Raw genomic sequence first — 17,885 nt, forward strand, 5'->3', positions numbered from 1 at the left:
TCAACCCCCTCGGGCCGCGGCGCACCCCGTCGCGGTCAGTGGGAGCGCCGCGGCGGGACCGGTCGCGCCGCGCGTGGCGTCGACGCAGACCAGGTCGCCGTCCGACCGGACGACGACCGAGACCCCCGGGACGATCCGGTCGGCCGCTGACCGCCCCTGGCTCTCGTCGTCGCGCCCGATCGCCCGGGCGGCGGTGGCTGCGGCGAGTTGCAGACGGCCCTGCGCGTCGACGACGAGGACCGCCGCGACGAGGGCGGTCAGCACGATCGCCACCACGGGGAGCGCCACCGCGAACTCGACGGTCACGGAGCCGCGCTCACAGCGAGAGCGCGCCACGGACGAGGTCGGTGAGGATGGTCTGGACCTCGCCGGAGCGCATGACGGCGACGAGCACACCGGCGAAGGCCACGGCGGCGAGGATGACGACCGCGTACTCGGCGGTCGCCGATCCGCGGTCGTCCCGCAGTCGTGACCCCCAGCGGGCGACGAGGGGGCGCGGGTGACGGTGGCGGATGGTCCGACGGGTGCGGTTGCCGGGGGATGACGTGGTGCTCATGGTGTCCGTCCTTTCTGTTCGGTGGGACCAGCGTGTCCGGGCCGGGGTGTCGACGAGGCGGTCCCGGTGGCATCTGTGGAGAAGTCACGCAGTACCGCCCACCGTGGAGGAGAGGACCCCCACCACCACGGGCACCACCCCCACGAGCACGAACGCCGGCAGGACGCAGACCCCGAGTGGCAGCACCAGTCGGACGGCCAGTCGTTCCGCCGCCACAAGCCCGTCGGCAGCGGCCTCGTCGCGCACGTCCTCGGCGGCGCGGCGGAGCAACCCTGCGGCGGGGACTCCTGCACGCCGGGCGAGGTCGAGGACCTCCCGCAGCCGGTCCAGGTCTCCGGCTGGCGCGGCGGCTCCCGCGGACGCCTCGGCGACGGCCTGCCCGGCGGTGGTCCACGACCCGCCTCCGGCGACCGCCACGGCCCAGGCGTCGAGGAGCACCCCGGGGACGCGGCCGTCGGGCGTCGCGGAACGGACCAGCCGGGCGGTCCACCTCCGACCGGCCAGGACGAGGGCCGCCGCGGTGCACGAGCACGCCCATCCGGCCGGTGAACCGACCAGGACCTGGACGGCACCGGCGCCCCAGGCCGCACCGAGGCCCAGCCCGAAGAGCGGCAGCGCGAGCACGACCCGGGCGCTCGTCCGCGGACCGGCCAGGGCAACCCGGATCGCGCGGTCCGAGGCGGCGGCGCGTCGGAGCGCGCCGGCGAGCCCACGGAGGGTCTCCGCGACGGGCGCTCCCGTCCGGTCCGCCACGCGGAGGACGACGACGATGTCCTGCTGCGCGGGTCCTCCGGCCCCGGGCAGTCCGCCGACGAGCCGCCAGGCCCGCGGCGGCGGGACGCCCGCCGCGACCAGCGTCGCCACCCGGTCGAGCACCCCGGCAACCCGCGCCGGGCCGTCGGGTGTGGGTCGGCTCACCGCAGCCCGTCCACCGGGCGCACCTCGAGCCTCCCGTCCGGGCCGACGCACAACGTGCCCACGCCGCCGAGCCGCCGCTGTCCTGCTCGTCGTTCCACGTGCAGGACCAGGTCGAAGGCGCTGACGGCCTGCCGGGCGAGCGCCTCGGCACCGAGGCCGGCGAGTGCGCCGAGTGCTTCGAGGCGAGCGGCGACGTCGGCGATGCCGTTGGCGTGCACGGTGCCGGCTCCTCCGTCGTGCCCGGTGTTCAGCGCGGAGAGGAGTTCGCGGACCTCGGCGCCGCGGCACTCCCCCACGACGATCCGGTCGGGGCGCATCCGCAGCGCCTCGCGCACGAGCCGGTCGAGGCCGAGCGCGCCGACCCCCTCGGCGTTGGCCTGCCGCGCCTCGAGCGCGACGACGTGCGGGTGGGCGATCCGGAGCTCGGCGACGTCCTCCACCGTCACGATGCGCTCGTCGACGGGGACGTTCCCGAGCATCGCCGCGAGCAGGGTGGTCTTGCCGCTGCCGGTCGCGCCGGTGACCAGGACGTTCCGGCGCGCGGCGACGGCGTCCTCGACGACCGATCGCGGGACGAACGCGAAGGTCCCGCCGCGCTCGAGGGTGGCGAGGGAGGGTCGCTGGACCTGTGGCAGCCGGATCGACACGGCGGTGCCCCCGACGGACACCGGAGCAAGGACGACGTGCACCCGGACGCCGTCGCCGTGCCGGACGTCCGCGCACGGGGTGGTCTCGTCGACGTGGCGACCGCCGAGCGCGACGAGCCGGGTCGCGAGTTCGCGGGCTCGCGCTTCGGTCAGTCGCGGCTGGACGGCTTCGAGGCCGGTCCCGCGGTCGACCCACGTCCCGACGCCACCGAGCACCAGGACGTCCGTCACGGTGGCATCCGTCACCAGGGCTGCGAGTTCCTCGAACTCGACGACCACGGCGGCCCGGCGACGAGTCGGCTGCGCGGTTCCGGGCAGGAAGGGGGCGGACGGAGCAAACGGCCGCGCCGGTGCCGAGGACACAGGCGGTGTCGACGCAGCAGGCGCCGACGCGCGGGGAAGAAGAGGAGCACGGTGCAGGGGCATGCCGCCGACGGTAGGGAGCGCGCCACCGCCCCGGAGAGACGGTCCCCACTTCTGTGGACAACGTCGGAGTGCCCTACCAACGGACCGGTTTGTCCCCCGAAACAGAAAGCCGTACCCCGGTCGATGATGCGACACCGACGCGCTCGGGGTGACCCACCACCCCCGCTTCCCCCGGCCGGACTGCGCGTAGCACCTGCTACGCAAGAACATGCAGAATGCATGCACGAGCATGGACCGGTCTGTCCACGCGACCGGCGTCCCTGCGCGGATCGGGGCACAAGACGGCGCCCGACGAGCAACCCTCTCTCGAGTCGGACCCCGGGAAACAGAAGAGGCGGCACCGGTTGGGGGGAACAGGTGCCGCCTTGACATCGAGGGATTGGGGGGAATCCGATTCGATGCCGCCGGAAACGAGTCCAGCGGGAACTACTGTACCCCACGATCGGCCCTCGAGGGCAACTCTGGACACGACGTCCGGGCGTGCCGCGCCCCGACCCGGCCGAGGGGTAGTCTCCGGATGCACGCAGGCACCGGCGACGGATGCACGCAGGCACCGGCAACGGGTGCACGCAGGCACCGGCGACGGATGCACGCACGCAACCGCCCCGGATGCACGCACGCAACCACGACGGATGCCACCAGAGGCCGCAACGACGCGAAAGGACATCGATGTCCACTCCGACCCAGACCGACCCCCGAGGCGACGACGGAGCGACCTTCGCACCGCCGCCCGAGTTCGTGGCCGACGCGGTCGCCGGCGAGGACCTCCACCACGCGGCAGCAGCCGACCGCGAGGCCTTCTGGGCCGAGCAGTCCCGCTCCCTGCTCGACTGGCGCACCCCGTTCACGCAGACCCTGGACTGGTCGGGCGCCCCGTTCGCGAAGTGGTTCGCCGACGGCACGCTCAACGTCGCTGAGAACTGCCTCGACCGACACGTCCGCGCCGGCAACGGCGACCGGGTCGCGATCCACTTCGAGGGCGCTCCCGGCGACACGCGCCGCATCACCTACGCCGAGCTGACCGCCGAGGTGCAGCGCGCCGCGAACATGCTCACCGACCTCGGGGTGGGCCAGGGCGACCGGGTCATCGTGTACCTGCCGCTCATCCCCGAGGCCGTCGTGACGATGCTCGCCGTCGCCCGCATCGGCGCCGTGCACTCGGTCGTCTTCGGCGGGTTCAGCGCGGAGAGCCTCCGCGCCCGCATCGAGGACGCCGGCGCGAAGCTCGTCGTGACCGCGGACGGCGGATGGCGGCGCGGCGCCGTCTCACCGCTCAAGCCCGCCGTCGACGAGGCACTGACCGGCGAGGGCACCGACACGGTCGAGCACGTCCTGGTCGTCAAGCGCGGCGGCAACGAGATCGCCTGGAACGACCGCGACCTCTGGTGGCACGACGAGCTCGCCAAGGCGGCACCGACCCACGAGGCCCCGGCGTTCCCCGCCGAGACCCCGCTGTTCATCCTGTACACCTCGGGCACGACCGGGAAGCCGAAGGGCATCGTGCACACCTCCGGCGGCTACCTGACCCAGGCGGCCTACACGCACAAGAACGTCTTCGACATGCACCCGGAGAAGGACGTCTACTGGTGCACCGCCGACATCGGCTGGATCACCGGCCACTCCTACGTCGTCTACGGCCCGCTCGCCAACGGCGTCACCCAGGTGCTCTACGAGGGCACCCCCGACGAACCGAAGCCCGGGCGCTGGTGGGACCTCGTCGACGCCTACGGCGTCACCGTCCTGTACACCGCACCCACGGCGGTCCGCGCGGCGATGAAGGCCGGCCGCGAGATCCCCGAGGCGCGCAGCCTCGAGACCCTCCGCCTGCTCGGCAGCGTCGGCGAACCGATCAACCCCGAGGCGTGGCAGTGGTACCGGCAGGTCATCGGCCACGACCGCACGCCGATCGTCGACACGTGGTGGCAGACCGAGACCGGCGCGATCATGATCTCCGCGCTGCCCGGCGTCACCAAGCTCAAGCCCGGCGCCGCGCAGACGCCCCTGCCGGGCATCGTCGCCGAGATCGTCGACGACGACGGCAACCGCGCCGACCCGGGTGCGAGCGGCTACCTGACGATCACCGAGCCGTGGCCGTCGATGGCCCGCGGGATCTGGAACGACCCGGACCGGTTCGTCGAGACGTACTGGTCGCGGTTCCCCGGCCGCTACTTCGCCGGCGACGGTGCGCGGCTCGACGGGCAGGGCGACATCTGGGTGCAGGGGCGTGTGGACGACGTCATGAACGTCTCGGGCCACCGTCTGTCGACGGCCGAGATCGAGTCCGCGCTGGTCGGCCACGAGGGCGTCGCCGAGGCCGCCGTGGTCGGTGCCGCCGACGAGACCACCGGGCAGGCCGTCGTCGCGTTCGTCATCCTGACGGCCGAGGCCGCCGCCGACGTCGACCGCGATGCCGCTTCCGCGGAACTCCGCAACTGGGTCGGCAAGCGGATCGGCGCCATCGCGAAGCCGCGCCAGGTCGTCATCGTCCCGGAGCTACCGAAGACACGCTCCGGCAAGATCATGCGACGGCTGCTCCGCGACGCGGCCGAGGGCCGCCGCATCGGCGACACGACGACACTCGCCGACCCGACGATCATGGCGACCATCTCGGAACTCATGTAGTCACGCCAGACGGAATCAGGGCCTCCAGTCAGATCCAGACTGGAGGCCCTGTTCGCGTCCTGCGTTCGACTGACGGTCCGTCAGGCGGTGAGTTCCACCACCAACTCGACCTCGACCGGCGCGTCCAGTGGGAGCACCGCGACGCCCACCGCGCTCCGCGCGTGGACGCCGGCGTCACCGAAGACCTCGCCGACCAGGGTCGACGCCCCGTTCGCGACACCGGGCTGCCCGGTGAACGACGGGTCCGACGCGACGAAGACCGTGACCTTGACGACCCGCGCCACGCGGTCGAGCGACCCGGCGACCGACTGCACGGCGGCCAGGGCGTTCAGCGCGGCCACACGAGCCTGGGCGGCGGCGGTCTCGGCGTCGACGTCGGCGCCGACCTTGCCGGTCACCGGCAGGGCACCGTCGACGAACGGCAGCTGACCGGCCGTGTAGACGTACTGCCCCGTCACGACGGCGGGGACGTACGCGGCGACGGGCGCGGCGACCGCCGGGATCGTCAGGCCGAGGGCGGCGAGCCGGTCGGAGACGCTCATGCGTCGGCCTTGGGGCGCTTCAGGTAGGCGACGAGACCGCCCTCGGGTCCGGTGACGATCTGGACCAGTTCCCAACCCTCGTCCCCGTAGTTGTTGAGGATCGCGGTGGTGTTGTGGATCATCAGCGGCGTGGTGAAGTACTCCCAGCGAGTCATGCGGTTCCTTGCCAGCCTTTCAGTCGGGGGTGTCGTTTAGGCTGCATCCTATGTCTGCCCAGAAGACGTCTGCATCGCGGACCAAGCCCGTCTCAGCAGTCGGCGCCTTCATCGGATTCGTCGGGTTCAGTGCCCTCGCCGGCCTGCTCGTCACGATCGGTGTCACCCCGGCCATCGCGGTCGCCGGTGTCACGACGACGTCCACCATCGGCGTGTTCGAGTCCCTGCCGGAGTACATCGAGATCGGTGACCTCCCGCAGCGCAACGAGGTCTACGCGTACTCGGGCGGCAAGTCCGTGCACTTCGCGACCGTGTACGACCAGAACCGCGAAGAGCTGAAGTTCGACCAGATCAGCGAACAGCTCAAGAACGCCGCGATCGACGGCGAGGACAAGCGCTTCTACGACCACGGCGGCGTCGACATGACGTCCCTCGTCCGCGCCGGTGTCGGCAGCCTCGCGGGCGGTCTCGGCGATTCCGGCGGTGGCTCCACGCTGACGATGCAGCTCGTCCGCAACATCAAGATGCAGCAGGCCCTCGAGCTCCCCACGAAGAAGGAGCAGGTCAAGGCCTACAACGAGGCAGTCGAGCAGACCATCCCCCGCAAGCTCGAGGAGATGAAGCTCGCGATCGGGCTGGCGAAGAAGTACTCCAAGAAGGAGATCCTCACCGCCTACCTGAACATCGCCTACTTCGGCGACCAGACGTACGGCGTGCAGGCCGCCGCGCAGCACTATTACAACAAGAGCGCGACGGACCTGACCCCGGCCGAGGCGGCGTCACTGCTCGCCATCGTGCAGTACCCCGAGGCGCGCAACCTGTCGAACCCGAAGAAGTACGAGGCGAACGTCGCCCGGCGCGACGTCATCCTGAAGTCGATGTACGCCCAGAAGAACCTGACGAAGGCCGAGTACGACCAGGCCGTCGCCTCGAACCCGAAGGACTACGTCCGCCTGACCCAGCCCTCGCAGGGGTGCCGGGCGTCGGTCGGCGACGGATCGCAGTTCTTCTGCGACTACGCCGTCAAGGTCGTCAAGGAGATGTCGCAGCTCGGATCGTCGCAGAAGGCCCGTGACACCGCGTGGCGCAACGGCGGCTACAAGATCCAGACGACGCTGAACATCGACCTGAACGCCGAGCAGAAGCGGCTCGTCAACACCTACGACAACAAGGCCGAGACCGGCCTGGCGCTGGGGGCCACGCTCAACTCGATCGAGGCGGGCACCGGTCGCATCCTGACGATGGCGCAGAACAAGGACTACGACCAGTCCCTGAAGTCCGCGCCGACGTCGACCTCGATCAACTACAGCGTCGACTACAAGTACGGCAACTCCGGCGGCTTCCAGACCGGCTCGACGTACAAGCTGTTCACGCTCCTCGCCTGGCTCAAGGCTGGTCACGGTCTCAACGAGGTCGTCAGCGGCGCACCACGGAACATGTCGTCCGGCTGGACCGCCTGTGGGTCACCGATCACCGCGGGCAACTACAACCCGAAGAACGACAGCCCCGGCGAGAGCGGCAACTACACGGTGGCCGCCGCGACCGCCGGCTCCATCAACCTGGCGTTCCTGAACATGGCGCAGAAGCTCGACCTGTGCGACATCCGCGACACGGCGGAGTCCCTCGGCGTGCACCGCGCCGACGGCGGCGAACTGCAGTACACCCCGTCGTCCGTCCTCGGCGTCAACGAGATCGCTCCGATGACGATGGCAGCCGCCTACGCCGCCGTCGCGAACAACGGCATCTACTGCAAGCCGATCGCCATCGAGCAGGTCACCTCCCCCAGCGGCAAGCAGCTCGGCGGACAGACCAAGGACTGCAAGCAGGTGCTCGACCCCGAGGTCGCCCACGCCGCTGTCTACGCCATGAAGGGCACGATCGCCAGCGGTACCGCCCGCGGCGCGCAGACCCCGGACGGTACCCAGCTGTTCGCCAAGACGGGTACCACCGACACCGCGAACCAGATCTGGCTCGTCGGGTCGAGCTCGCGGGTCGCGACGGCGTACTGGCAGGGCAACACCGACGGCAAGCTCAACAACCTGCGGCACTACAGCAACGGGGTCAACGGCACGTACGCCGGTGTCCGAGCGAGCGTGTGGCAGCAGGCGATGACCCCGATCAACGCCGCCTACCCCGCCGGTGCCTTCACCGACCCGAACACCTCCGCCCTCCGCGGCAACAGCAAGGCGCTGCCGGACCTCCGCGGCAAGACGGCCGACGAGGCCCGCGCCGCGATCTCGGGTGCCGGCTTCACCTACGTCGACGGCGGCGCGCAGCCGGGCGCCGGCAAGGCCGGAACCGTGACCTCGACCTCACCGTCGGCCGGTTCGCTGCTGTCGTCCGGGTCGAGCGTCACCGTCTACACCTCCGACGGGTCGCAGATCACCGTGCCGTCGGTGACGGGCAAGCCCCTCTCTGACGCACGCGCCCAGCTGAACCAGGTCGGGCTGACGAACGTCGCCATCGCCGAGCAGTACGCGAAGGGCGGCGGCGACAAGGAGTGCCGTGTCGCCTCGGTCGAGCCCGGCGTGCACACCGACGCCAACAAGGACTCGACGGTCACGCTGACCCTGTACGGCGACAAGAACGGCAAGGCGCCCAAGGACTGCAAGTGACCCGCGGTCGCACCGCACTCGGGGTCCTCGCAGCCGGCGCGGCCGTCGGTGCCGCGTCGGCAGCGTGGGGTTCGCTCGTCGAGCGTCGCCGTTTCGGGATCCGGTGGGAGACCGTCCCGGTGCTCCCGCCGGGCTCCCGCGACGTCACCGTCCTGCACCTGTCCGACATCCACATGGCTCCGTGGCAGGCCGACAAGCAGCAGTGGCTGCGCGACCTGAGCCTGGTCGAACCGGACTTCATCGTGAACACCGGGGACAACCTCGGCCACGCGACCGCGAACGCCGCCGTGGAGTACGCGCTCGAGCCGTTCCGCGGCGTGCCCGGGGTCTTCGCCTACGGGTCGAACGACTTCTTCGGGCCCTCCCCGCGCAACCCGCTCAAGTACTTCTCCGGGCCGAGCCGGATGCACAAGGCCGCGGAGCCAGTCGGGCTCGACATCGATCGGCAGACGGCGTTCTTCGAGTCGCTCGGCTGGCTCGATCTGAACGACCAGGCGCACGCGATCGAACTCCGCGGCTCCCGCTTCGAGCTGTTCGGCACCTCGGACGCGCACCGCGACTGGGACCGGCTCGACCTGCTCCCCACCAACGTCGACGAGATGCGCAGTGACGTGCCGTGGTCCGAGGACGAGGACGGCCCCGCGCCGGTCGCGATCGGTGTCACGCACGCCCCCTACCGTCGCGTGCTCGATGCCTTCGTGACCCAGGGCGCCGACGTCATCTTCGCCGGGCACACCCACGGCGGTCAGGTGGCGGTCCCCGGGGTCGGTGCGCTCGTCACGAACAGCGACCTCCCCCGCCGGTACGCCAGCGGGCTGCACAAGTGGGAGCACCGCAACCACTGGTCGTGGCTCGAGGTCTCCGCGGGCCTCGGCACCTCGATCTACGCGCCCGTCCGGTTCGCCTGCCGACCCGAGGCGGTCGTGGTCACCCTCTCCGCACGGGCGTCCTGACCCGACTCGCCCGGGAGTTCGCCGGATGGTCGTGAGCACCCTGGATCATCGGATAGTATTGTCGGGTTGCTCCGGTACGGAGTGATCACACCGCGGGGTGTGGCGCAGCTTGGTAGCGCGCCTCGTTCGGGACGAGGAGGTCGCAGGTTCAAATCCTGTCACCCCGACACTGTGTTGAGACAGTACGAAGAAGGCCCTGGTTCTCCGGAACCAGGGCCTTCTGCTTTTCCCGGGCGCAGCTCGACCGTCCGATGGGTCGCACGACCCACTCGGTCCGTGCGTCCCCCGCTGCGAGCACCACCTCCCGCTACGCTCGCAAGCGCCATGCAGAACGACCATCCCCTCGCCGCCGTGCTCACCACGATCGCTGCGGAGTTCCCCGACATCGCGGACGACCCGGTGCTCGCGGGGAACCTGACGGAGAACGTCACGTCGATGATCGCCGAGGCCCACGAGCGCTACGCGGCGGGGACCGACGGCAGCGTCGTGAGCCACACGTTCCTCGACCCCGAGCACCTGGCGACCGGTAGTCTGCACGCCGAGCACGCCCAGCACCCGGCCGGCGCGATGCTCGCGGCGGAGATGCTCTTCGACGCCTACCTGCCGGTCTTCGTCGACGAGGTCGGCGCGGTGTCCACCGCCGAGGTCCTGCGGGCCACCAGGGCCCTGCACGCCGGCATCTGGAGCCGGTTCCCGGCCGGAGCGGTCGCGTACACGGAGGCGCTGCGCCAGCGTGTCACCACGGCACACCTGGACTCCCGCACGCAGATCGCGCGAGACCTGCACGACCGCGTGGCACACGGCATCCTCGCCGGGTTGCAGCGCCTCGACCTCGTCCTGCTGACGGACCCGCCCTCGGACGAGCGCGCCGCACAGCTCGACGACGCGGCACGGTTGCTCCGGAGTGCACTCGGCGACGTGCAGGACCTCGCGGTGAGCCTGCACGCCCGCGTCGGTGACGCACTGCTGGACGACGCGCTCCGCCGCCACGTGCACGACCTGTTCCCCGACGACGACCACCTGTCCATCGAGTCGACGGGCACCTCCGGCCCGCTGCCGAACTGGCAGGCGGAGGAAGCGCTGACGATCCTGCTCGAGGCGCTCACGAACCGCAGCAAGCACGCCCCGGGGTCGACGGCCTCGGTGCGCTTCGTGTGGTCGCCCGCGGCCGTGGTGGTGACGGTGACCGACGACGGTCCGGGCTTCGACGTACAGCGCGATGCCGACGGTCGCCTCGGGCAGCAGACGATGCGGGAGCGTGCCGCGGTGATCGGCGCTCGGCTCGACGTCGAGAGCACCCGCGGCAGCCGACAGCACGGCACCACCGTCCGCCTGAGGATCCCGAGGGGCACCCTGTGACCGTCACCCACGTCGCCATCGTCGACGACCACCGGCTGTTCCGTGAAGGGCTCGCCACCATCCTGGCCGCGGTCCCCACGATCCGCGTCGTCGCACACGGCGAGCGACCGGCCGAGGTGCTCGACTCCCCCGAGGCCGCCGCGGTCGACGTCCTGCTGCTCGACGTCGAGCTGGACGGTCCTCCGGCACGGACGACGATCGCCACGATCCGCCGCACCCGCCCGGACATCCGGGTGGTGGTGCTCACGATGCACCGGGACGCGGTCCTCCGCCGCACCCTGCTCGACGCCGGCGCGGTCGACTTCGTCACGAAGGACACCCCGAGCCGCGAACTCGTCGACCGGATCGCGCGTGCGGCACATGCCGACGCGGCTCCGGTCACGTTCCCCGTCGACCTGGTCACGGAGGCCCGTGCCGGCTCACCGCTGAGCGACCGCGAGCTCGAGGTCCTGCGACTCGTCGCCGCCGCACGCACCAACGCCGAGATCGCCGCCGACCTGCAGCTCGCGATCGGCACCGTCAAGCGGCACGTCTACAACGTGTTCCGCAAGCTCGACGTCGGCTCCCGCGTCGGTGCGGTCGCCGCGGCCACGCGTCTGGGCCTGCTCACCTGAGGCTCCGCGGAACTCCGTGAGCAGCAATGGTCGGGTGCCCAGTGGACACCCGACCATTCCTGCTCACGAAGCGACCCGGACTAGACGGACGCAGCAGCCGCGCCCGCGGGCTCGAGCTTGCCGGCGGCGTGCAGCCCGGCCACGACGTCGAGCGCCTGGTGCCGGTACCGCGCCTGCGCAGCACCGGGCGACACGATCACGCCGTTCGCCCCGGTCGACGCCACGAGTGCGTTGATCTTCTCCGCGACCTGCTCGGCGTTGCCGTAGGCCTGACGCTCGGTGCGGGCCGCGATGAACCGACGCTCGAGGTCGTTGAACTCGTAGGCACGCGCCTCGTCCATCGACACCGGCTCGGGCTTCCGGCCCGAGCGCATCCGGATGAACGAGATCATGCCCGGGGCGCTCTGCTCGTCGATGACGGCGGGGTCCTCGTCGGTGACGACCTGCACGCCGATCAGCGCGTTCGGCGTCTCGCGGAAGCGCGACGGACGGAACGAGTCGCGGTACAGGGCGAGCGCGGCCTCGGTGTTGTCCGACGCGAAGTGGTGGGCGAACGCGAAGGAGATGCCGAGCGCACCGGCGACCTGGGCGCTGTAGCCCGAGGACCCGAGCAGCCAGAACTCCGGCACGTCGCCGTAGCCCGGCACGGCGCGGATGCCGGCGAGCGGGTTCTCCGCGCCCATGCCGGTGAAGAACCCGATCAGGTCGGCCAGGCGGTCCGGGAAGTCGTCGACGTCGAGTCGGTCCGTGCGACGGAGGGCCATCGCCGTCGCGCCGTCGGTGCCGGGAGCGCGCCCGAGCCCGAGGTCGACCCGGTCGCCGTACAGGGCACGGAGCGTGCCGAACTGCTCGGCGACGACGAGGGGCGCGTGGTTCGGCAGCATGACGCCACCCGAACCGATGCGGATGGTCGAGGTGGCCGCACCCACGGCGCTCAGCAGCACCGCCGGGGCCGAGGACGTGATGCCCGGCATCCCGTGGTGCTCGGCGACCCAGAACCGCTCGTACCCGAGCTGCTCGGCGTGCACGGCCATGTCGATGGACCCCTGCAGGGCCTCGGTGTTGGACTGGCCGTACTCGCGGGTGGCCAGGTCGAGGACGGACAGGTGCAGGGTGTCGTCGGTCATGTGGTCACCAACGCACGCGGGCCCGCCCGCATTCCACTCGGGACCGGGACGTCGACCGGTCAGGACATGCCGTCGCCCGGCCGCCGACGGGTCACCAGGCGTCGCCTGGAGGTCGCGGCAGCGACGGTTCGCGACCACTCGGCGGACGCGTGCGGCGCGCCCTGGACGCACCGTGCAGCGGACTGGAGGCCCGTGGCGGGGTCCGTACCGCGCCTCCAGGCCGCCCTTCGGTGGCGTCTCGGGCGCCGAGTGGTCAGGCGCCGTCGAGGCGGCCGCCGGACTCCGTCAGGTAGCAGTTGGCGCAGAGCGACTCGTAGGCGACGTCGACGCCGTCGATCGCGACCTGGGAGCCGTCGAAGACGAACCGACCGTCGACCGTGCGGGCGTTGAAGACCGCCTTGCGGCCGCAGCGACAGATGGTCTTCAGTTCTTCAAGGGAGTGCGCGACCTCGAGCAGTCGGGCGCTGCCGGGGAACGCCTCGGTGCGGAAGTCCGTGCGGATGCCGTACGTGATGACCGGGATCTCGTCGAGCACCGCGATGCGCAGCAGGTCGTCGACCTGCCGCGGGGTGAGGAACTGCGCCTCGTCGACGAGCACGCAGCTGACGGGCCGCACCATGCCGTCCAGGCGGTCCGACTCGGGGTCGACGGCGCCGGCCGCGGTGACGGCCTGGCGCACGTCGGCGTCCGGGGAGAAGACGATGTCGACGGTCCGGGTGACGCCCAGGCGCGAGACGATCTCACGGTCGCCCTTGGTGTCCACGGCGGGCTTGGCGAGCAGCACCCGGTGCCCGCGCTCCTCGTAGTTGTACGCGGCCTGCAGCAGGCCCGTGCTCTTGCCGCTGTTCATCGCGCCGTAGCGGAAGTAGAGCTTCGCCACTACGCGAGGAACCCGTCCTCGGCGGCCCGCCGGATGAGGTCGGACTTCTTCGAGGCGGGGCGGCCCACCTTGCTGTACTTCTCGCGCACGCGACGCAGGTAGGTCTTGGCGGTCTCGTACTGCACGTTCATCTGCGCGGCGACCTCGTTCGTCGAGTAGCCGGACACGTAGAGCCGGAGCGCCTCTTCTTCACCGGCGCTGAGCTTCGGCCGCTGGTGGGCGGCGGCGCCCGTCGGCAGCGGACGCCACTCCCGGGGCTGCGGGGTCTCGCGGGCGACGCCCATGATCTCGCGGGCGACGTCCATGACCTCGCGCATCGGGAGCGACTTCGACAGGAACGCCGCGGCACCGGCGGCCAGGGCACGGTCGCGGGACTCACGGCTGTCGACGCTCGAGAGCACGATCACCTTCGCGCCGGCGGCACGGCAGGTGCGGACGCGGGCCTCGATCGAGACGGGTTCCTTGAGCTGGAAGTCCAGGAACACCAGGTCGGTCGGGAAGCTGTCGCTGTGGACCATCTCGAGCCAGGTGTGCGCGGTCAGGGCCAGGTCGAAGTCGAACGCGTTCACCGCGATCCAGCTCGACAGGCTGTCCAGCAGCACCTCGTGGTCGTCGAGGATGGCCAGCCGCACACGTCGTGCTCCCGGGTTCGGGAGGGACGGCAACCCCTCCGAGAGCCTGTTCGGGTCAGTGCTGGTCATAGGAGAACCTTAGTGCGAGGGCGGAAGGGCGGACCGCGACGTCGAGGTCGGGGAACGTCACGCGGAGGACGGCGAAGTAGGGGTCGAAGGTGCGGTGGATGCCGATGTCGGAGTCCGCCACGGCGAGCTCCATGTCGACGGACACACGAGCGGGTGCGGGCAACTGCGCGGGCCGGGCGGCAAGGGGCGCCGACGCTGCCAGGGACGCCGCCTGGGCGGCCGGGTCCGCCACCGTGTGTGCTCGTCGCACCGTCGCGCGGAAGCCGGCCGGGTCGACGGTCGAGGCACGGAGGGCCGCGCGGACGAACGTGCGGACGACCGCCCGCTGGTCGGTGTCGAGCGTCGCGATGAGGCCGTCGGGGTCGTCGACCACCGGCGCCTGGCCGCCGTCGACCCGGACGGCGTGCTCGAACCAGGTGCGATCGGCGTCGGCGACCATGGACGCCCGGATGCCGTCGGCGATCGCGCGGGCACGGGCACGGTCGGCGTCGGTGATGACGTCGCGCGTGCGGAGCTCGGCGAAGAACGGGGCGACGTCGCGGGACAGGATCGTCGAGCGGTCCTGCTGCACGCTCGCCGCGATGCCGTCCCGCTCGGCGCGCGCGACGGAGTATGACCCGGCACGGATCTGCACCCGTTCGGCGAGCCCCGCGAAGGTCCAGGCGAACACCGCGGACGCGGCGGTCAGCACGAGCGTCGGGGCCGCGGCCAGGAACGCCGCGACGGCGACCGGCACCTCGTGCGGGAACTCCGCGGCGCCCGCACCCCAGGTCACGGCGTTCACCGCGGCCAGGACGACTCCGCCGATCGTCAGGTCGGTCCACGGGCGGTACGGGGCGACCATGACGATGCCGGTCGCGGTGATCAGGGACATGAAGTCGTTCAGGGCACTGCGGTCCGGCCCCCACTGCGCCGCGACGCTCGTGACCGACGCCAGGCCGAGCAACCCCACGTGCGCGACGAACGCCGAACGCGGGAACGGCGCACGGAACGGGCTCGAGGCAGCGAGCACCACCACCCCCGAGGCCGCGACGAGCAGCACCGTGAGGGCGCTGAGTGTGGGGCTGCCCACGACGTCGCGGTCGAAGATCGACACGAGCAGGGCCCAGACGACGCTGCCGGCCCCGAGCACGAGGGCCAGGGGCCGCGACCCCATCGCGCCGAGCGGGTCGTACTGCTGCGCGGTGCGGCGGGACCCGCGCTGCCGTGCCGTCGTCATCGCTCGGTCCCCCGCTCGTCGCTGACCACCGGTACGGTGACCGCGCCGGTGACCGGTCCGTACGGCACGGTCATCATGACGCTCGTGCCGGAGCCGGGCGACGACCAGATCTGGACGTCGCCACCGACCCGGCCGATCCGCTCACGCACCGAGCCGCGGAGGCCCATCCGGTCGGCTCCGGTGGCGTCCTCGTCGAACCCACGACCGTCGTCGACGACCATGACGGTGCAGGAGGCGCTGTCGTCGAACACGCTCACCTCGGCGGCGTCGGTCCCCGCGTGCTTCCGCACGTTGGCCAGGCACTGGCCGACGGCGCGGACGACCGCCGACAGTGCACGCTGGTCCAGGCGTTCCAGCGCGGAGGTGTCACCGGAGACGGTGACGTCGAGTCCGAGCGTCCGGTGCACGTCGACCATGGCGCCGAACGCCTCGGCCGCGGCCCCGGGACGCGGGCGGGCGGTCGGCGCGAGCCACCCCTTGCCGGTGAGCACCGCGACGTCGGCGTCGACCGTCTCGGCGAGGTGCGGGTCCATCGGGCCGTCCGGCGCGAGGGCGATGGCGCCCAGGTGGTTGAGCACGGTGTCGTGCAGGATCGCGGACGCCTCGGCCTCGACCCCGGCGCGGTAGGCGGACACGTGTTCTTCGCGCGCGGAGCGCAGGAGTTCGGGCTGCACCCGTTCGCTCCGGCCCGTGCTGCGGGTGGTGAAGAGCACGAGCGCGACCACGAAGCCCAGGGTGACCCACGCCAGGATGAGCGGACGGGGCGACTGGTCGGCCTGCACGATGGCGATCCAGGTGGCGAGTCGTCCGGTCAGGAAGCCCACGAAGGACCACAGCACGACGCGGCTCGGCACGGCCCCCGCTCCCCCGACCAGGATGAGCGGGATCACGACGAGGGACATCAGGTACGAGGTCACCCACCCGGTCGGCACCTGCTGCTGGACCCCGACGGCGAACCACCAGGCGCAGACACCGCCGACGGCCAGGAACGCGATCGCCGAGACCCGGGTGCCGAACTGCACGTGCACGCCGATCATGGCGAGCATCGGGACGACCGCCAGCGCGGTGCCGACGACCTGCACCCCGGGCTCGGACAGGCCGTAGAGCACGAGCGTGATGGCCGCGGCCAACAGGGACCCGATGGCGCCGGCGTGGAATGCGCGCACGGTCGACCACGCGTTCACTCGCGGTGCGAGGTGCGTGGGGATGCCGAGCACGAGGTGGATCCTTCCGGGTGGCGAGGGCGCCGTCCACGATCCAACCACCGGAGCAGCGGCCGTGTACCCCGAATCCGGGGCCGTGCGGCGACCCGCACGATGATAGCGGCCCGGACCGGGGTCTTGCTGTCCCCCGAACGTGGACCGGACACGACCCGGACGGACACCCCTCAGAACAGCGTCTGTGCCGCCGCCGGCCGGAGCAGCCGCTGGTCGAACCCGGGGTCGGCGCGCTTCAGCGGTGACACCGTCGGCACCGACTGCTCCTCTGGCACGCCCGACTGCAGCGTTCGCGGTTCGGAGAAGCCCATCGACCCCGTCGCAGGGTCCACCCGCCCCAGTCCGACCCCGTGGGCCGCCAGGATCGGGCGGATGCGCTCCGACAGCCACCGTCGGTAGTCCTTCGGCGCGTAGGTGTTGTCGAGGTACATCGCGCGGTACCGCTGCACCAGGTCGGGTCGCTCGCGGCCGAGCCACTCGAACCACCACGGCTTGACGCCGGGTCGCAGGTGCAGCGCCGAGTACATGATGCTCGTCGCGCCGGCCGCGGTCGCCCGACCGATGGCGTCGTCGAGGTGTGCGCGGGTGTCGGTGATGTACGGCAGCACGGGCATCAGGAACACCGCGCAGTCGAGCCCAGCGTCGCGGATGGCCCGCACGGTCGCCAGCCGGGCCGACGTCGTCGGGGTGCCGGACTCGACCGACTGCTGCAGCGAGTCGTCGTACACGGCGATCGACATCGCGAGATCGACCGGCACCACCTTCGCCGCCTCGACCAGCAGCGGGAGGTCGCGGCGCAGCAGCGTGCCCTTCGTCAGGATGCTGAACGGGGTGCGCGACTCCGCCAGCGCCTCGATCACACCGGGCATCAGGCGGTACCGCCCCTCGGCCCGCTGGTACGGGTCGGTGTTCGTGCCGAGCGCCACCGGGTGGCCGTCCCACGAGGGCTTGCCGAGCTCACGCCGCAGAACCTCGGCGACGTTCGTCTTCACCACGATCTGCTGGTCGAAGTCGGCGCCGCCGTCGAACTCCAGGTACGTGTGCGTCGGGCGGGCGAAGCAGTACACGCAGGCGTGGCTGCACCCGCGGTACGGGTTGATCGTCCAGCCGTACGTCCCCGAGCCGTCCGCGCTCGGCACCCGGTTCAGGGCGCTCTTCGCCAGGACCTCGTGGAAGGTCACCCCGGCGAACTCGGGTGTCGTCACGCTCCGGACGAACCCGCTGTTCGACTCCATCCCGGGCAGCGCGTCACTCTGCTCGGCATCGATCGCCTGTCCACTCCACCGCATGCCGTCATTCGAACACACGTTCGAAGGGACCGCAAGCCGGAGCGG

At 71.5% G+C, this 17,885-nt stretch carries 17 protein-coding genes and 1 tRNA gene; 6 read left to right on the forward strand and 12 right to left on the reverse strand.

Annotated elements, in window-relative coordinates:
- From BIU89_RS13750 to BIU89_RS13765, 4 genes are all read right to left on the reverse strand, one after another.
- The gene (locus BIU89_RS13750) at positions 1 to 306 is read right to left on the reverse strand and encodes a TadE family type IV pilus minor pilin (RefSeq protein WP_173034573.1); all 306 of its coding nucleotides are present in this window, start codon (positions 304 to 306) and stop codon (positions 1 to 3) included.
- A 10-nt stretch (positions 307 to 316) separates the two neighbouring features.
- Positions 317 to 556: a DUF4244 domain-containing protein gene (locus tag BIU89_RS13755; RefSeq protein WP_027466407.1), complete on the reverse strand. Its 240-nt coding sequence runs from the start codon at positions 554 to 556 to the stop codon at positions 317 to 319.
- Between the two features lie 84 nt (positions 557 to 640).
- Positions 641 to 1,474: a type II secretion system F family protein gene (locus tag BIU89_RS13760; protein ID WP_071247313.1), complete on the reverse strand. Its 834-nt coding sequence runs from the start codon at positions 1,472 to 1,474 to the stop codon at positions 641 to 643.
- Positions 1,471 to 2,400, reverse strand: a complete 930-nt coding sequence (locus BIU89_RS13765; protein WP_027466405.1) for a CpaF family protein — start codon at positions 2,398 to 2,400, stop codon at positions 1,471 to 1,473. Before BIU89_RS13765 ends, BIU89_RS13760 begins: the two co-directional genes overlap by 4 nt.
- Before the next feature lie 816 nt (positions 2,401 to 3,216).
- Here BIU89_RS13765 and acs point away from each other — a divergent pair.
- Positions 3,217 to 5,169: an acetate--CoA ligase gene (acs, locus tag BIU89_RS13770; protein WP_071247315.1), complete on the forward strand. Its 1,953-nt coding sequence runs from the start codon at positions 3,217 to 3,219 to the stop codon at positions 5,167 to 5,169.
- Between the two features lie 80 nt (positions 5,170 to 5,249).
- Here the strand turns inward: acs and BIU89_RS13775 are convergent, their stop codons facing one another.
- Together BIU89_RS13775 and BIU89_RS18240 are read right to left on the reverse strand one after the other, a co-directional pair.
- A complete protein-coding gene (locus tag BIU89_RS13775) occupies positions 5,250 to 5,711 on the reverse strand; it encodes a RidA family protein (protein WP_071247317.1) in 462 nt (153 codons plus the stop codon).
- Positions 5,708 to 5,866: a DUF4177 domain-containing protein gene (locus tag BIU89_RS18240; RefSeq protein ID WP_017888699.1), complete on the reverse strand. Its 159-nt coding sequence runs from the start codon at positions 5,864 to 5,866 to the stop codon at positions 5,708 to 5,710. The genes BIU89_RS13775 and BIU89_RS18240 overlap by 4 nt, the downstream gene beginning before the upstream one ends.
- Before the next feature lie 50 nt (positions 5,867 to 5,916).
- Here BIU89_RS18240 and BIU89_RS13780 point away from each other — a divergent pair, with 50 nt between their 5' ends.
- The 5 genes from BIU89_RS13780 (at position 5,917) to BIU89_RS13800 (ending at position 11,407) form a co-directional block, all read left to right on the forward strand.
- Positions 5,917 to 8,481 (forward strand): transglycosylase domain-containing protein, encoded by a 2,565-nt coding sequence (locus tag BIU89_RS13780; protein WP_071247319.1) that lies wholly within the window; start codon positions 5,917 to 5,919, stop codon positions 8,479 to 8,481.
- A complete protein-coding gene (locus BIU89_RS13785; RefSeq protein WP_071247322.1) occupies positions 8,478 to 9,434 on the forward strand; it encodes a metallophosphoesterase in 957 nt (318 codons plus the stop codon). Before BIU89_RS13780 ends, BIU89_RS13785 begins: the two co-directional genes overlap by 4 nt.
- 93 nt (positions 9,435 to 9,527) lie before the next feature.
- Positions 9,528 to 9,601 (forward strand) — tRNA-Pro (locus tag BIU89_RS13790).
- Positions 9,602 to 9,758: 157 nt separating this feature from the next.
- On the forward strand, positions 9,759 to 10,793 hold the full coding sequence (locus BIU89_RS13795; RefSeq protein ID WP_083404378.1) for a sensor histidine kinase: 1,035 nt from the start codon (positions 9,759 to 9,761) through the stop codon (positions 10,791 to 10,793).
- Complete coding sequence (locus BIU89_RS13800) at positions 10,790 to 11,407, forward strand: response regulator transcription factor (protein WP_071247326.1); 618 nt, start codon at positions 10,790 to 10,792, stop codon at positions 11,405 to 11,407. Before BIU89_RS13795 ends, BIU89_RS13800 begins: the two co-directional genes overlap by 4 nt.
- A gap of 80 nt (positions 11,408 to 11,487) precedes the next feature.
- Here the strand turns inward: BIU89_RS13800 and BIU89_RS13805 are convergent, their stop codons facing one another.
- From BIU89_RS13805 to BIU89_RS13830, 6 genes are all read right to left on the reverse strand, one after another.
- Entirely contained in the window at positions 11,488 to 12,534 is a 1,047-nt protein-coding gene (locus BIU89_RS13805) for an LLM class flavin-dependent oxidoreductase (protein ID WP_071247328.1), read from the reverse strand.
- 253 nt (positions 12,535 to 12,787) lie between these two features.
- A complete protein-coding gene (locus BIU89_RS13810) occupies positions 12,788 to 13,414 on the reverse strand; it encodes a thymidine kinase (protein ID WP_071247330.1) in 627 nt (208 codons plus the stop codon).
- Positions 13,414 to 14,115 carry a response regulator transcription factor gene (locus BIU89_RS13815; RefSeq protein ID WP_071247332.1) on the reverse strand — a complete coding sequence of 234 codons (702 nt, stop codon included), beginning with the start codon at positions 14,113 to 14,115 and terminating at the stop codon, positions 13,414 to 13,416. Before BIU89_RS13815 ends, BIU89_RS13810 begins: the two co-directional genes overlap by 1 nt.
- A complete protein-coding gene (locus BIU89_RS13820) occupies positions 14,102 to 15,334 on the reverse strand; it encodes a hypothetical protein (protein ID WP_071247334.1) in 1,233 nt (410 codons plus the stop codon). The genes BIU89_RS13815 and BIU89_RS13820 overlap by 14 nt, the downstream gene beginning before the upstream one ends.
- The gene (locus tag BIU89_RS18655) at positions 15,331 to 16,551 is read right to left on the reverse strand and encodes a sensor histidine kinase (RefSeq protein WP_071247335.1); all 1,221 of its coding nucleotides are present in this window, start codon (positions 16,549 to 16,551) and stop codon (positions 15,331 to 15,333) included. The genes BIU89_RS13820 and BIU89_RS18655 overlap by 4 nt, the downstream gene beginning before the upstream one ends.
- A gap of 170 nt (positions 16,552 to 16,721) precedes the next feature.
- Positions 16,722 to 17,840, reverse strand: coding sequence for an Rv2578c family radical SAM protein (locus BIU89_RS13830; RefSeq protein ID WP_071247336.1), 1,119 nt, complete (start codon positions 17,838 to 17,840; stop codon positions 16,722 to 16,724).
- Positions 17,841 to 17,885 lie beyond the last annotated feature (45 nt).

Origin of the sequence: Curtobacterium sp. MCBA15_005, from assembly GCF_001864855.1 — a bacterium.
Lineage (GTDB): Bacteria > Actinomycetota > Actinomycetes > Actinomycetales > Microbacteriaceae > Curtobacterium > Curtobacterium flaccumfaciens.